The sequence below is a fragment of the Stenotrophomonas sp. GD03958 genome (assembly GCF_029839005.1).
In the GTDB taxonomy this organism is placed as follows: domain Bacteria; phylum Pseudomonadota; class Gammaproteobacteria; order Xanthomonadales; family Xanthomonadaceae; genus Stenotrophomonas; species Stenotrophomonas hibiscicola.
This window is the reverse complement of sequence record NZ_JAOBZT010000005.1, coordinates 96113-110343: the sequence shown is the minus strand read 5'-3', so window position 1 is coordinate 110343 and position 14231 is coordinate 96113. Positions and strand designations below refer to the sequence as shown.

Annotated in this window: 17 protein-coding genes; 6 read left to right on the top strand and 11 right to left on the bottom strand. The window is 65.4% G+C overall.

Annotated features, from left to right (window positions below):
* From N5C25_RS03115 to N5C25_RS03095, 5 genes are all read right to left on the bottom strand, one after another.
* Positions 1-1103 (bottom strand): alkene reductase (locus N5C25_RS03115; protein WP_279936390.1); only part of this gene is annotated, 1103 nt, incomplete at its 3' end.
* A 139-nt stretch (positions 1104-1242) separates the two neighbouring features.
* Positions 1243-2118, bottom strand: coding sequence for an EcsC family protein (locus tag N5C25_RS03110; protein WP_251101766.1), 876 nt, complete (start codon positions 2116-2118; stop codon positions 1243-1245).
* Between the two features lie 170 nt (positions 2119-2288).
* Entirely contained in the window at positions 2289-2861 is a 573-nt protein-coding gene (gene orn / locus N5C25_RS03105) for an oligoribonuclease (protein ID WP_019660274.1), read from the bottom strand.
* Positions 2862-2935: 74 nt separating this feature from the next.
* Complete coding sequence (gene tadA, locus N5C25_RS03100) at positions 2936-3460, bottom strand: tRNA adenosine(34) deaminase TadA (protein ID WP_005417177.1); 525 nt, start codon at positions 3458-3460, stop codon at positions 2936-2938.
* A 75-nt stretch (positions 3461-3535) separates the two neighbouring features.
* Positions 3536-3895, bottom strand: coding sequence for a helix-turn-helix domain-containing protein (locus tag N5C25_RS03095; RefSeq protein WP_032961582.1), 360 nt, complete (start codon positions 3893-3895; stop codon positions 3536-3538).
* Positions 3896-3973: 78 nt separating this feature from the next.
* Between N5C25_RS03095 and N5C25_RS03090 the strand changes: the two genes are divergently transcribed.
* From N5C25_RS03090 to N5C25_RS03080, 3 genes are all read left to right on the top strand, one after another.
* Entirely contained in the window at positions 3974-4741 is a 768-nt protein-coding gene (locus N5C25_RS03090; RefSeq protein WP_279936389.1) for an NAD(P)H-dependent oxidoreductase, read from the top strand.
* 68 nt (positions 4742-4809) lie between these two features.
* Positions 4810-5247 (top strand): acetyltransferase, encoded by a 438-nt coding sequence (locus tag N5C25_RS03085; protein WP_279936388.1) that lies wholly within the window; start codon positions 4810-4812, stop codon positions 5245-5247.
* A 57-nt stretch (positions 5248-5304) separates the two neighbouring features.
* Positions 5305-5511 (top strand): hypothetical protein, encoded by a 207-nt coding sequence (locus N5C25_RS03080; RefSeq protein WP_279936387.1) that lies wholly within the window; start codon positions 5305-5307, stop codon positions 5509-5511.
* Positions 5512-5523: 12 nt separating this feature from the next.
* Here N5C25_RS03080 and N5C25_RS03075 read toward each other — a convergent pair whose 3' ends face one another.
* On the bottom strand, positions 5524-6030 hold the full coding sequence (locus tag N5C25_RS03075) for an N-acetyltransferase (protein ID WP_279936386.1): 507 nt from the start codon (positions 6028-6030) through the stop codon (positions 5524-5526).
* Between the two features lie 246 nt (positions 6031-6276).
* Between N5C25_RS03075 and N5C25_RS03070 the strand changes: the two genes are divergently transcribed.
* Genes N5C25_RS03070 through N5C25_RS03060 form a run of 3 tightly spaced genes read left to right on the top strand, consistent with a single transcriptional unit; the run spans position 6277 to position 8970 of the window.
* Positions 6277-6948 (top strand): hypothetical protein, encoded by a 672-nt coding sequence (locus N5C25_RS03070; protein WP_279936385.1) that lies wholly within the window; start codon positions 6277-6279, stop codon positions 6946-6948.
* 43 nt (positions 6949-6991) lie between these two features.
* Positions 6992-7645 (top strand): hypothetical protein, encoded by a 654-nt coding sequence (locus N5C25_RS03065; RefSeq protein WP_279936384.1) that lies wholly within the window; start codon positions 6992-6994, stop codon positions 7643-7645.
* A complete protein-coding gene (locus N5C25_RS03060) occupies positions 7642-8970 on the top strand; it encodes an XVIPCD domain-containing protein (protein ID WP_279936383.1) in 1329 nt (442 codons plus the stop codon). Before N5C25_RS03065 ends, N5C25_RS03060 begins: the two co-directional genes overlap by 4 nt.
* Before the next feature lie 52 nt (positions 8971-9022).
* On the opposite strand, the gene N5C25_RS03055 is transcribed toward N5C25_RS03060, so the two are convergent.
* From N5C25_RS03055 to N5C25_RS03035, 5 genes are all read right to left on the bottom strand, one after another.
* Entirely contained in the window at positions 9023-9868 is an 846-nt protein-coding gene (locus N5C25_RS03055) for a hypothetical protein (protein WP_279936382.1), read from the bottom strand.
* 520 nt (positions 9869-10388) lie between these two features.
* Entirely contained in the window at positions 10389-11396 is a 1008-nt protein-coding gene (locus tag N5C25_RS03050) for an XVIPCD domain-containing protein (protein ID WP_345781907.1), read from the bottom strand.
* Positions 11397-11453: 57 nt separating this feature from the next.
* Positions 11454-11990, bottom strand: coding sequence for a hypothetical protein (locus tag N5C25_RS03045; RefSeq protein WP_019660284.1), 537 nt, complete (start codon positions 11988-11990; stop codon positions 11454-11456).
* A gap of 541 nt (positions 11991-12531) precedes the next feature.
* Positions 12532-13062: a DUF4189 domain-containing protein gene (locus N5C25_RS03040; RefSeq protein WP_279936380.1), complete on the bottom strand. Its 531-nt coding sequence runs from the start codon at positions 13060-13062 to the stop codon at positions 12532-12534.
* A 350-nt stretch (positions 13063-13412) separates the two neighbouring features.
* A complete protein-coding gene (locus N5C25_RS03035) occupies positions 13413-13916 on the bottom strand; it encodes a DUF4189 domain-containing protein (protein ID WP_279936392.1) in 504 nt (167 codons plus the stop codon).
* Between the last annotated feature and the right edge of the window lie 315 nt (positions 13917-14231).

Genomic DNA, 14231 nt, shown 5'->3' with positions numbered 1-14231 from the left:
CTCTCTTCCAACGTCGGGTAATCGGTGAAGCCGACCGCTCCGCCACCGAAGAACGTCGCACGATCCGGCGGATTCAGTTCCGCCCCCAGCCGCAGGCGCTCAGGCAGATCCGGGTTGGCGATGAACGGCCGGCCGAAGCCAATCAGGTCAGCCCAGCCTTCGGCCAGTGCCTGCTCGGCACGCTCGGCGGTGTACTTGCCGGCGTAGATCAGCGTGCCCGGATAGACCATGCGCAACGCCTGCTTGAACGCCACCGGCATCAACGGTGCATCATCCCAGTCGGCCTCGGCGATGTGCAGGTAACCCACCTCCAGTTCGCCCAACAGGTGGGCTGCCGCCAGATAGGTCGCCTGCGGCGTATCGTCCACCGCGCCCTGCAACGTGGTCAGTGGCGCCAAGCGCACGCCGACGCGATCACCACCGACCACCGCAACCACCGCCTGCACCACCTCGCGCAGGAACCGCAGGCGGTTCTGCAACGCGCCGCCATAGCCATCGGTGCGCTGGTTGGCCTGCGAGTCGATGAACTGGTTGATCAGGTAGCCATTGGCACCGTGCAACTCTACGCCATCGAAGCCTGCGTCCAGCGCGTTGCGTGCCGCATGGGCGTAGTCGGCGACGATGCCCGGAATCTCGTCTTCGCGCAGCGCGCGTGGCATCGAATGCTGGATCATTTCGCCCACCCCGGTTTCGGGACCTGCCCCGGTCGGGTCGACGAACACCTTCACGCCTTCCGCCAACAACGCCGACGAGGACACTGGAGCGGCGCCGCCCGGCTGCAGCGCCACATGCGAGACCCGGCCGACGTGCCACAGCTGGGCGTAGATGCGACCGCCGGCAGCGTGCACGGCATCGGTCACCCGGCGCCAGCCCTTCACCTGGTCCGGGCTATGGATGCCCGGGGTCCAGGCATAGCCCTGGCCCTGGGGACTGATCTGGGTGCCTTCACTGACGATCAGGCCGGCGCTGGCGCGCTGCGCGTAATACGTGGCCATTTCTGCAGTGGGCACGTTCCCATCGGCGGCGCGCGAGCGGGTCATCGGCGGCATCACGATGCGGTTGGGCAGCGTCAGCGCGCCCAGGCGGTGGGGGGTGAACATCATGGCGGCAATCTCTTTCGGGGGGAGTGCCGCAAAGGATGGGGATGCCGGCTGCCAGGCAACAGGCATGCACTGGCAAAACAGTTGTTCCCCCACGGCAAGGATCAACCGGTACGAGGGCTCGTCCACGCATGGCGTGGATCTACTCCAGCCTTGGCTCGATCCTTACCGCGCCATGCGCCACGCGGTCATAGCAGGCGCGCACCACATCTTCCCCGTACTTCAGCTCGAGCCGGCGCACGATGAAGTGGCCGCGCGCCATGTCCTGGTAGTAGTCGGTGAACATGGTATTCAGCGTTGCACCGGCGGCAGCACCGACGATCGGCACCGCCTGTGCGGCGAATTTCTCGGTAACCACCACGCCGAAGCGCGCCGCCACCTTTTCCACCATCTTCGCCAGCAGCTTGCCAGCTTCCTTTGGCGCCACGCCCAGGGTCAGGTCGCGGCCGGTCACCACGCGCCCGGCCAGCTCGGCCGACAGGTGGCGCATCACATCCGTGGTGAAGCCGCGGGCCAGGTAGTAGCCGGTCTCGCTGGCATCATCGCGCGGCGAGTTGCCGCCCAACGCGAACACCTCCAGGCACGCCTGGCGGGTGCTGAACTCGGACAGGTCGAAGCCCTCGCTGCGGGCCACGTCGGCCACCGCACGCATCATGATGGTGGTCGACACCGGCAGCTCGATGAACAAGGCCGCGAAGCCGAAGGCCCCACCGACCGCGCCCGAGGTGGCCGCCGCCAGTTTGTGCCAGCGGGTGGACGCCCCCTTGCCGGGGGTGTTGTCCATGCTCCACAGCGCGGCCTGTGCCGATTTGCTCAGCGCCGCCTGCACGGCGCCGTGGATGCGGTTGGAGACCGAGCTGGGCAGCGCCTTCACCGCGAACTCCAGCGGCGTGCCGACCAGGTTGGCCATGCGCGCGGTCAGGGTCGGCGCTTCCAGCAGGGCCACCGCGCGCTGCAGGTCGGACCAGTCGCGGGCGTCATGGGCGATGTCGCGGGGGAGCAGGATCGGCTCGTTCATGGCGCGGATCTTAGCGCCCGGAAGTTGAACGGTTCGTCGCGGGGTACGACAGAGGGGTCAGAGCCCTTTCCGCAGCAAAGGGATCCGACCTCCGCGCCTTGCCGGCCAGCGGCCGGCACTACCCGTTGGTGTGTCACCCGGTAGCGCCGGGCCATGCCCGACGGCGTCGTTCAGGCAGCCGGCAGGCCCGACAGCGCGCCCATGAACTGGCGGTAGTGACGCAGCTCGGCGATTGAATCGTGTACATCGCTCAGCGCGGTATGGTTGCTGTTCTTGCCGACGCCGGCGGCCACGCTCGGCGCCCAGCGCTTGGCCAGCTCCTTCACCGTGGACACGTCCAGGTTGCGGTAGTGGAAGTACTTCTCCAGGCGCGGCATCTGGCGGTGCAGGAAGCGGCGGTCCTGGCAGATCGAGTTGCCGCACATCGGCGAAAGGCCGGCCGGGATCCACTGCGCCAGGAAGTTCACCGTCTGCGCCTCGGCCTGGCCCAGGGTGGTGGTGCTGTCCACCACGCGCTGCCACAGGCCCGAGCGGCGGTGCTGGTTGCGGTTCCACTCATCCATCGCTTCCAGCGTTTCCAGCGGATGGTGGATGGCGAATTCCGGCCCTTCGGCCAGCACGTTCAGCTGGGCATCGGTGACCACGGTGGCGATCTCGATGATCGAATCGTTGTCGGTATCCAACCCGGTCATTTCCAGGTCGATCCAGATCAGTCGCTCGTTGGCCGCGCCGTTGTCCGCCATGTGTCGCCTCGTTGCTGGGCAGGCGCGCGGCCTACCGGTGAAGGAAAGAGGCGCCCATCATACCCGTTCGCCCCTCAGCCCTCGCCGGCGTGGTCTTCCAGCAGCAGCGGCGGCTTGCCACGTTTGGCACGGAAATAATTGGTCAGGCGCATGCTGGCCTCCTTGGCCAGCACCCCACCGTGGATCTCCACCCGGTGGTTGTGGCGGGCATCGCCCAGCAGGTCGAACACGCTGCCGCAGGCGCCGGTCTTGGGGTCGCTGGCGCCGTAGACCAGGCGGGCAACGCGTGCATGCACGATGGCCATCGCGCACATCGCGCACGGTTCCAGGGTCACGTACAGGGTGCTGCCGAGCAGCCGATGATTGGCCAGCCGCGTGCCGCCGGCACGCATGGCCACGATCTCGGCATGCGCACTGGGATCGTGCGAGGCGATGTTGAGGTTCCAGCCCTCGCCCAGCAGCTGGCCATCGGCGCCCACCAGTACCGCACCGACCGGAATCTCGTCGAACTCGCGCTGCGCACGCTCGGCCAGCGCCAGCGCATGGCGCATCCAGTGTTCATCGGCGTCGTGCACCGGTACACCCAGGGCATCGGTCATGGCGGTTCTCGCGTGTCTGCAGGGCCAGGATGGCCGCCGGGGCCGCATTGTACGCCCGCGGCCGTGCAGGCGCCGCTAACGCGCGTCGAAGCGCTCGCGGGCGGCGTCCAGCGCCGGGAAATTGTGCTCGGCCCAACGGTCCAGGGCGGACAGCGTGTCAACCAGTCCACGTGCGACCTCGGTCAGCCGGTATTCCACATGCAGTGGCTTGCTGCCCCGCTCACACCGCTCGACCAGGCCGTTGCGCTCCAGCTGCCGCAGGGTCTGGGTCAACACCTTCTGCGAGATGCCTTCGATCTTCCTCAGCAGCGCGCCATTGCGTTGCGGGCCCTGCGCCAGCGCCGGCAACAGCAGCATCACCCACTTGCCGGAGATCAGCGCCAGCGCATCGCGTGCCGAGCAATCGGCGGCATAGACATCGCCCGGATAGGCCATGGTTACCTCAAGGTGCGTAATTGCCGGGGCATACCGGCGCCGCGAGGATGGTCGCACACTCCTCGAACACCTCGCCCCATGCGCGCCCTGATCCTGCTTGCCCATCCCGAACCCCGCTCCTTCAACGCCCACCTGGCCGCGCAGGCCGCGGAGCAGCTGCGGCATGACGCGCTGGAGGTGGACGTGGTCGACCTGTATGCAGAGGGCTTCGATCCGCTGGAAGCGGCCCACCATCATTCAAGTCGCCTGGAGCCCGGCCGTTTCGATGCCCAGCGCGAACAACGCCACGGCGCCGAACAGGGTCGGCTGCCCGCCGATGTGCAGCGCCATCTGCAGCTGCTGCAGGCCGCGGATCTGGTCATCCTGCAGTTCCCGCTGTGGTGGTTCGCGCCGCCGGCAATCCTCAAGGGCTGGCTGGATCGCGTGCTGGTTTACGGGCCGATGTACAACAGCCGCCTGCGCCACGAGCACGGCGCGATGCGCGGCAAGCGTGCGTTGCTGAGCGTCACCACCGGCTCATCGGCACGGGCCTGCGCCGTCGACGGCCGCGAGGGAGATACCCGGTTGTTGCTGTGGCCCTTGATGTACAGCCTGCGCTACGTCGGCTTCGACGTGCTGGAGCCGCATCTGGTGCATGGCGTGCGTTCCGGGCTGGCAGCGGAGCACGTGCAGGCACACGACGAGGCATTGGCTGCAGCAACCCACTACTACCGCGAACGCCTGGCGCAATGGCCGCGGTGGCCCACCGTGCCCTTCAACGACAGCGGCGATTTCGAGGATGGCGTGGTGCTGCGCGCGGAGACCACTGCCTACAGCCCCTTCATCCGCCATCGCAACACCGGATGAATCCACGCCTGCGCGCTGGGTCGGGACGCGCCATACTACGCGCTCTTTGCAAGCACCTTGGTGAACCCATGACCACCCTCCGTCCCTCGCGCGCCGACGACGGCGCCGCCCTCGTCGACCTCTGGCGCCGCGCCGTCGACGCCACCCACAACTTCCTCAGCGCCGACGACCGCCAGGCCATCGATGCCGAAGTCGCCGGCTTCCTGCCGCAGGCTCCGATGACCGTGGCCGTCGACGCTCAGGACCGCCCCCTTGGCTTCATGCTGATCGACGGCACGCACATGGAAGCGCTGTTCATCGATCCGGACGTACGCGGCACCGGTATCGGCCGGCAGTTGCTGCAGCACGCGCTGGCCCTGCATCCGCAGCTGAGTACCGACGTCAACGAACAGAACGCGCAGGCCGTCGGCTTCTACCAGCGCATGGGCTTCGTCGAAACCGGCCGCTCACCGCTTGATTCGCAGGGCCGTCCGTATCCCCTGATCCATCTCCGGCACAACGGCTGACATCCCTCGGCAGCAGCCACGTGCTAGCGTGGCTGCTTTCGGAGAGGAGTGCCGTGCATGGATGGTGGCAGAGCCCTGCTGACCCTGTTCGCACTGGGAATCAGCCTGGTATGGATCCTGGTGCCGTTCGCGATCTTCGCGGTGCGCGATCTGCTGCGTGAGCTGTTGGCCGAGCAGCGTCGCACCAATGAACTGCTTGAACACATCGGCGGCTACCGCATTCCCAAGCCGCAACCCGAGCCTACCGTCTGGCGTGCGCCCTGACCTTCCGCACGCTCAGGCGGCGGCTTCAAAGGCCGTGGAATAGCTCACCTCTCCCTGCGCCATCGGTGGCCGCAGGCACAGCGCCTGGAAGTACTCTGGTGGCACACCCGGCAGCACCAGGCCCGGCTCGGCGCGGAATCCGAATCGACCGTAGTACGCGGGTTCTCCCAGCAATACGCAGCCCCGCGCCCCCTGCTCACGCAATGCATCAAGCGCCGCGTGCATCAGCGCCGCGCCAACACCCTGCCCCTGCCATCCGGGCAGCACCGAAATTGGCCCCAGGCCAAACCAGCCGGTGCTGCCATCGCTGATCGTCACCGGCGACAAGGCAACATGCCCGACGACCTGCCCGTCCTTCTCGGCGACCAGCGAGAGACTCAGCTCTCCACGCGAACGCAGTGCATCCACAATGAACTGCTCGGTATGGCTGCTGTGCGGGGCTTCGCGGAAGGCTGCCTCGGTGATTGCGTGGATGACAGCACGGTCTTCGCGGTTTTCAGGGCGGATCATGCAGTTCAAGGAAAGCGCCTTCTATAAAGTGATGGACATGTGAATGATTGATTTCAGTCACGGATTCAGCCGCAGAGATGCCCCCGGCAGCAATGCCACCGTGACGATCGCGAGCCTTGTGCGGCAAGCGATCCGCCCGGGCAATGCCTCCCCAGCGCGTCAAAAATCCGTCTCCAAGGGTGGCACAGCGCTCCCGGCACGTTCCATAATCGAGATACCTGCCACCCAGGAAGGATAGATGGACACGGACGCACGATGCAGGATCGCGCCATGGGTGTAGTTCGCCCCGAACCAAGGGGACGGCCGCTGCTGGCATTGCTCGCCCTCGTCCCGCTTGCGGCATGTTCGCCCTACGCCGATGCCGAGCGTGACGTCGCCGCAGGTGGACGCGGCCTGGCCAAACTCAACCCGGCACCGAAGCAGGCCTACGAACTGGTGCTGACACTGAAGGACGCGCCGGGCCCGTTCGTGATCGTGGAGGGCGTGGCCCAGTACGACGTCAGCAACTACGAAGACTGCGGGCGGATACTGCCTGCCACAGGCACTGCGAGCCGCATCACCAGCCAAGAGCCCGTCACCTTGCACAAGGTCAGCGAGAACGAGTACCGCGGTACGTTCTACCTGGACCGCATGCTGGATGAGGACTACTACGGGCGCGGTGCCTGCCATTGGTCGCTGAAGGGCGTCGGTGCGATGTTGCGCGCTACGAACGGCGAGGCGGATACGCGATTCCTGACGTTCATCGACAGGAAACGCATGGAGAGGGATTCACCTCTGACGCTCTATTACCCGACACTTATCTATCCGCGCGCCACCACCGTCGCCAACTTCGGCGCCAGTGGCGAGGAAGATCCGTCGGGGTATAGCGAAGATCTGCGCGACGCGCTGTTCTCGACCACAAGCACTGTGCGGACGCTCGCGCCATGAGCTGCCAGTGCCACATTTCCCCCTACACACCAGGAGGCCGACATTGCGCCACAAGATGATTCCGTGCCTTGCTCTGCTTCTGTTGACCGCCTGCCATCCGGAGACCGCCATGAACCAGGAACGTGCCGCTGCTGAAGCCGATGTCGCCCAGGGTGGGCGCGGCCTCGCCAAGCTCAACCCCAGCCCGCGCAAGGCCTATGAACTGGTGCTGCGACTGAAGGACGCCCCCGGCGATTTCGCGGTGGTCGAAGCCGTCGCGCAGTACGACGTCACCAACGAAGACCAGTGCGGCTATATCGAGCCGGCCACCGGCACAGCTGCACGCATCACCAGCCAGGAACCGGTGGAACTGCGCAAGGTCGCCGATGGTGAGTACCGGGGCACGCTGTATGTGGACCGCATGCTGGATGAAGACTACTACGGCCGCGGCGTGTGCCACTGGGAGTTCACTGGTGCTGGGGCGATGTTGAAGGCGACGGGTGCCGAAGGCGAGACGCGCTTCCTGTCATTCATTGAAGCTTCGCCGCTTATCGAAGGCCAAGTCGAGATCCGCCACTATCCGCGAGCCGACTATCCCCGAGTCAGCGAGATTCCGGACTACGGTGCAAGTGGCCAAAAGGATCCGACAAAGTTCCGCCCTGAACTGCGGAATGCGCTGTTCTCCGCTTCGCTTGAAGCCAGCGAGGTCCGCCAATGAGCCTCAACAGCCAAGACTACGCTGCGCTATCCGAAGATGCATACAAGGATTATGCGGTCGGTCGTCGAGCGCCTGGTCAAGAAGAAATCGTTCCGATCAACGGGCACAAGTACAAGATCCTCGAGCACGTTGACAATCGGCTGAACGGTTATCAGGGAACGATCTACCAGCGAGTCGACACCAATGAAATTGTCGTCGCACATCGCGGAACCGAACAAATCGCACGCGATGCGATTCTGACCGATGGTGGCATGGTCGTTGCCCGTACCAATGTGCAGGCGCCAGACGCAATCGCGCTGACCCAACGCGCCCTGGCTTACGCCAAGAAGGAGGGGCAGGATCTCGGCCAACGTCCGCCTGAGGTCACCGTCACCGGCCACTCCCTCGGCGGCGCTCTGGCCCAGATCACCTCGCACCACTTCAACGTCAAGGGCGAGACCTTCAACGCCTATGGCGCGGTCAGCCTCAGCTACCGCATCCCGGAAGGTGGCAACACCATGATCAACCATGTCATGGCCTCCGATCCGGTCAGCGCGGCGTCGCCACATTTCGGCCAGGTGCGGATCTACGCCAGGCCGAATGAAATCAGCACGCTCGCCGCGAACGGTTTCAGCAATCACTCGTTGCGCGCCCTTATCCCCGACCGGCCGATCATCGCCGCAGGCAGCTCGTTCGGCGCGCACAAGCTGGGCAACTTCCTCGGTGACGGCTCGGTGCTGCAGCACCCGGAAACGCAGAAGCTGGCAAAAGACAACGCCAGGATGATCGAGGAATACCGCGACGACGTTGAATTACTGCGCCGTGGTGTCACCCGCGCGGCGCGGGGCATTCCGGGCGGCGCCGTCGACCTGTACGACCACATCCGCGGCCCGCTGCAGCCCGGTGAGCCGGCACGCCGCGAAGCGGAGAAGAACGGCCATCACACCAGCATGCTGCGAATGGACGATGCCAACCATGTGGGCAACCCACTGTTCAACGACGCGATCCGTGGCGTGCACGCGCAGGATGTCCGCGTCGGCCGGGTACCAGACGTGATGAGCACGCAACTGGCAGGCAGTCTGGCCGCCGAAATGCACGCAGCAGGCGGCAAGCGCATCGACGAAGTGGTCATGAATGCCGATGCCTCGCGCAGCTTCGCCGTGCAGGGCCAGGGCGGTGACCCCGCCCACCTTCGTGTGTCGGTGGATACGGCAGTGGCGATGAACACCCCGCTGGAACAGAGCAGCCAGCGCATCGACCAGCAGGCCGCCGACCAGCGCGTTGCGCTGGAGCGCGACCAGCAGCTGGAACAGCAGCGGAACCAGACCCGCAGCCTGCAGGCCTGATGGCGGCGCGGGAGCCACTCACCCCGGCTCCCGCACCCTTCGGCACTCCGGCTCAAGGGCTGGAGGCCGCCACTGGCACGCCTACTCCGGCAGTCACGAACGGATCCGGGCCCGAATCCGGGAATCCGCCGCAGGCACGATCGCCGGGTGCCACCGGATCACAGGGCCACAGGGCGCGTGCGACCTTCTCACGCAGCTCGAAGCGATCCCCAGTCCAGACCACGAACGCGATGTGCTCGCGGTTCCAGTCACCGTAGGCGCGCGGACCGCCCTTCTGCGCAGACTCCGGGTACTGCACGAACCAGCGCATGGCCGGGCCGTACTGCAACTTGCTATGGTCCAGGATGACACGTCCCTCACGCGACAGCTGTCGCGCACGGTCGGCGTCCGTCACCGGCGGCATGGCCGGCATGGCATCGGCGGTCACATCCCCCGGCGGCGCGTCCCCGCGGACCTGGTACACACGCTGGGCCACATAGGCCTCGGGGCAATCACCCGCTGGTACGCGGACCGGCTCCGCGCCGTACTCATCACGGTTGGCGACCTGGTCGCTGCAGGTGAACGGCGCCGACACCAGATAGAACGTGCTGTCGGCGTCGCGCCCTTCCAGCGAACGCACCCAGATGTCGCCCATCCGCACGATGAAGTCCGGGCGCTGGCCATAGCCCGGCACCGCCTTGAACCATGCCTTCTGTCGCACCTCACGCTCGCGCCAGCTGCGCGGCAGGTGGATGTCCTGCACGGGCAGCGCGACCAGCAACGCTGCCAGATGCGCCGGCATGGTGCCCTGGCAGGCGCCAATCAGCAGGTCGCCCTGGGTCGCCAGCCGCCCGGCCAGATCCACCGGGCAGCGGGCACCGAGCGCCCGCTCGGTCGCCTGCTCTGGCGGCAACGGCACGATGGCCAATGCGGGCGGAGCGGGGGCTACCGCGGGAACGGTTGGCTCGACGGAGGCGGGCGGTGCAGCCACAGGTGCCGCCGCTGCGGGCGCAACGGGCGCCGGCGCCGGGTCCGCAGCCGGCGCCGGCTGCGTGTCCACCACCGGTGTCGCAGGGGGTGTCACGGCAGCCGGTACTTCGGGAGCCGGCGCCGCGACAACGGCGTCGGCCGCCATGGGCGCTGCGACGGGCGCCGCCCCTGCAGGCGCCTCAACGATTGCATCTGCAGCGGGGGGCGTCTCCACGGCGGGTGCCGCTGCCTCCTGAGCCTGTGCCGACGCTGCGGCAAGTCCAAGTGACAGCAGCCAGAGCGGCGGCAGGCGGCGCACGGATGCATTGCAGCGGGCCGCGGCGTGCCGGGCATTCGAGGTAACGATTCGCATGTGGTGTCCTTACGGGTGGGTTTCCATGTCGGCGCCACAGGGCGCCACGCGTCGTACGTAAAGCGCCTGCAGGCACCCTGCCCGCCGGCATCAAGTGCTACAGGGATCGAGAGCGCTGCTCCTGCTCGCGGGCGAGCGCGGCCGCGGGGTCCTGCTGGGCGACGCTGGCGGCCAACTGCTGGCTGCTCTGCGCCAGCGGCTGCTGCGCCGCCTGTTCGCGATCGACCGATGCGCGCAGCATGGCTGGGTCACCCAGCGCGCCCTGCACGGCAAACAACGTGCGGCCGTCGTTGCCGGCCAGTAGATGATCGATGCGCGACATCCCCGCCTTCTGCGCGCTCAGCGCCAGTGCGCCGGCAGCATTGTCCAGTTCCTGCACGCTGCGCAGACCGCTTTGCGGCCCCATCTGCTGCAGGTGCTGGCGCGCTCCCGAGAACAGCGTGTATCCCGGCTCGCCCGGTTGCGACATGTCGCGTCCCGTTGCCTGCTGGGCAGGCGCCCCCACTTCGCAGCGCTCCAGGCGCGCCATCACATCGGGGGTCAGCTTCTGTTGCCACACGTCAAAACGCTGCTGGCGGGCTTCGATGCCGTTGAGCGCGCCATTCAGGGCACGCGTGGCTTCGCGCACATCCTCGCGTGCCGCCTCCGGCACCCGCGTCTGCCACTGCCACACGGCAATGCGACCTGCGTGCTCGGGCTGCGCGGCCAGTTCCGGGTGATTCACCAGGTCCAGTTCCAGCGCCTTGCCGGCACGCTCATAGTTCTCCTTGCCGACCAGCGGCAGATAGCCGCGGCCGTGATACTTCAGTGCGTCGCCAGGGGCATCGTTGCCCATGCGCCCGCCGTACATCAGCTCAGCCAGGTTGTCCGGGCGGCCACGCAGCGCGTCCTGACGGGCGCTCTCCAGCGCACCGTTGCCATTGCGCCACGCTGCTTCCACCGGGATCTGCGAGATGCCCCGGGTGAAGTTGAAACTCTCGTTGAGACGGCTCAAGCCACGGGATTCATGCCCGGCCTGCGCCATGAAGTTGGCCAGTTCCCGGGACGAAGTCATGCCGGCCTCCGTGGCCTGCCGCAACAGCAACGACTCCCTATCCTGCGACACGGTGAAACTCCTGCTCGATCATCGTTGGATACTCCCGCCTCCTCACAGGCATGGCATTCAGGGCAAGCTCACGTCGGCGACGACGGAAGGGTCGAAATCCTCGAATCGCACCCGGCCAAGCTCGGCCGCGGAGAAATCGCGCGTGTGGGTCGCTTCGGTTTCGGTGTCCACCACCTTGCGCTGCACGCCATGCACCCAGCACGCCTGCTCGGCAGGTGCATACCGGAAGGTGTAGACGCTGCTCCAGCGTTCGCGGCTGCCGCCGTTGGTGATCACGCTGAACGCGCCGTCTTCAATCGTCACGTAGGCGAAGGGGTCACCGGCCATGCCACCGCGCGTTGAGCACGGCACCAGCTTGTCGTTGCGTGCCGCCAGCTGCCAGCGGCCCGTGGCATCGCCCAGCAGCAACAGCAGGACCCGGTTCGGTCCGTGCTCGCCGGGCAACAAGCCCTCCGGAGGAGGTTGGTCGATCACCAGGAGCTGGTCCTGGAAACCATTGCCGGTCAGATCGCCGCGTACAGCTTCCAGCAGGTTCGCGCCGGACGGAACGAACGCCAGGGCATTGTCCATGTGCGTGCCACTCCCCTTCTCCATCCCCTGCAACTCCTTCAATCCCGTCTTGCCAGTTCCCGAGCGGAGGCCGGAAACGGGGCGATGCCCCGCACGTGCCCGGCGGCCGCCATGGCGGATGATAGCCCCGAGCCCACGGCAACCGCGATGGTGGCAAGCGTCACCCGCACCGCGGGGGGACACAGTCCTCATGGACGGAAAAGCTCCTGCGTTCGATGGCACCGGCGCGTCGGGATTTTGACGCGCACGCAGCTTACTTCGAGGAGGCGGGTCTCGTCGAAGGGGGCTTGGGATGAAAAGCGCACTTGATCACAGAAAGAGTGCGGTTAACGTGAATGGATGCCTACTTGGAGATGACGGCAGCGCTGATCAGGCACTTAACGCTCGTGCAGACGCAAGCAGAACGGGTGCAGCGAACACGGATCAGGTGAACGAACCCACCCGAATACAAGCACCATTGCGGCGCTCGGGATCCGTCATTCGCAATGAGAATTTCCAAAAAATTGAAAACACTACGGCCGGCCCCACGAAACAACCGGGGCGCTCGCGCGGCGCTATCCTCGCTTCACTTCCGCACATACTCAGGAGCTGAGCACGCGGTGTACACGACGTGGCATCCCTGACCCCCATCCCTTATACAAAGACGAGTTGCCAATTGAATTGCTTCATCAACAGTCGCCTTTCCACCAAAGCTGGTGCCGCCGGAACCCGAACTGGGGACCACCGCAGCAATGCACTGATTCTCGTAGGAAAAAGAAGTTCGACAGGCACGACCACCTGAGTGCCGGCATTGCATCACAGCCTCTGCCTCTGCCTCAGACTTACTACGCTTCCCGGTAGACACTCCGGACGCGCCCTCAGGAGAAACAGAGATCGCGCCCCACGTTTTGATCCACTTTCCTCCGGGCTGCGGCGTCTTGAGCGAGCCGTCACCCGCCCCAGGGATCGGAGCGCATCCTTGGACACCTTGCCCGCCAATAGGATACTGCCCCGGAGGACACCCGCCCTCCGCGAACGCTGCCGACTGGAAGACTGCGGCGAACAAAAGGCCCAGGATCACCCGCCAACTACGTAGAAGCGTAAGCCTCCAAGACATCGCGCCTCCTGCCCGTATTCGACTGCACTGCCACCCATCTGCAAATATGCCATGAAGCTGCCCGAGGCGCCCTAGACGAACATGGCCGCCATTGGCGACAGTCAGATAGTGTTCGCTAGGATCAAGCCCATGTCGCGCTACTGCTGCCCGGACCTACTCAGATGTGAGCGCAGCACCCGCCACGTCAATTGCTGCGGCCAAATTTGTCGCTGCTGAACGCCTGATCATACCGAGAATCTCCCAACATCAAGAGTAGAGTTCTTCTTAGTTTGATGGGCGCAGAAAAGAAACAGCCCGCTCAACGGCGGGCCATTCTATCGCCGCATCATGAGAAAAATGCGGGCAATTATTCAAAACTTCTCAAACTCCGGCTCGGTGCAATTGGACATGACAACTTCACATGTCCGTTTGGAAGCAGCACGACATTGCGCCAAGGATAGGCCTGCCGCCTCCTCCTTTGTGGCTGCAGCAGAGTAGAAAGTCCCTCCGGCTCCCGCATTCGAAACAGCCGCCGTCGCGCATTGATTCTTATAGGTGAACTTCACTTGGCAATCCCGACCGCCTGCATCAGAGCAGGATCTCACCGCCGCGCTTCCCGCATCCGCCTTCTTCCTCCACCCACTTGCCGCTCCTGCGATTCCGGAAGGCGAGGCGGCAAATGCTCCCCAAGTCTTGATCCACCGCCCCGTTGGACGCGGGCTTTCCGCTCCTGATCCACCAGCAGGTATTGGCGCGCATCCGCCGGCACCCTGCCCGCCAATCGGATACTGGCCTGGAGGACACCTTCCTTCCGCCCAAGCCAGGTCGGACGTAAGTGCTAGAACTACCGCTAGACTCGCCGCGAACCTATACATGACCTTCGAACCCCTGATGACGTTCGAAATCCCCCAACATCCGAAGGAAAGCTTTTCACCTGTCATCCAGAGCCAAATCCCGAAGAATCCACTATCAGCTAGCCATTCGCAGCCGGTACAGTCACCCGTGCTCCGCCAATCCGCAGAACGCAGGAAACTACGAAAGAGTGGCCACGATTGACAATGCGCAAGAATCTAAATCAACGCATCGACATCAAGCCAACTCTCTGAATTTCCGGCCCATTTACGCAAGCCCTGGATGCACCTTCAAGCTCCAGGCGACTCCGACGCAACCAATCATCGACTTAAGAGAAT

Bases quoted from the DNA above. Each gene is read 5' to 3' on its own strand.
- N5C25_RS03110 (WP_251101766.1), bottom strand. From the start codon at position 2,118: ATGAACGAGCCGATCCTGCTCCCCCGCGACATCGCCCATGACGCCCGC.
- orn (WP_019660274.1), bottom strand. From the start codon at position 2,861: ATGGCGGACAACGGCGCGGCCAACGAGCGACTGATCTGGATCGACCTG.
- tadA (WP_005417177.1), bottom strand. From the start codon at position 3,460: ATGACCGATGCCCTGGGTGTACCGGTGCACGACGCCGATGAACACTGG.
- N5C25_RS03095 (WP_032961582.1), bottom strand. From the start codon at position 3,895: ATGGCCTATCCGGGCGATGTCTATGCCGCCGATTGCTCGGCACGCGAT.
- N5C25_RS03090 (WP_279936389.1), top strand. From the start codon at position 3,974: ATGCGCGCCCTGATCCTGCTTGCCCATCCCGAACCCCGCTCCTTCAAC.
- N5C25_RS03085 (WP_279936388.1), top strand. From the start codon at position 4,810: ATGACCACCCTCCGTCCCTCGCGCGCCGACGACGGCGCCGCCCTCGTC.
- N5C25_RS03080 (WP_279936387.1), top strand. From the start codon at position 5,305: ATGGATGGTGGCAGAGCCCTGCTGACCCTGTTCGCACTGGGAATCAGC.
- N5C25_RS03070 (WP_279936385.1), top strand. From the start codon at position 6,277: ATGCAGGATCGCGCCATGGGTGTAGTTCGCCCCGAACCAAGGGGACGG.
- N5C25_RS03060 (WP_279936383.1), top strand. From the start codon at position 7,642: ATGAGCCTCAACAGCCAAGACTACGCTGCGCTATCCGAAGATGCATAC.
- N5C25_RS03045 (WP_019660284.1), bottom strand. From the start codon at position 11,990: ATGGAGAAGGGGAGTGGCACGCACATGGACAATGCCCTGGCGTTCGTT.
- N5C25_RS03040 (WP_279936380.1), bottom strand. From the start codon at position 13,062: ATGTCTTGGAGGCTTACGCTTCTACGTAGTTGGCGGGTGATCCTGGGC.
- N5C25_RS03035 (WP_279936392.1), bottom strand. From the start codon at position 13,916: ATGTATAGGTTCGCGGCGAGTCTAGCGGTAGTTCTAGCACTTACGTCC.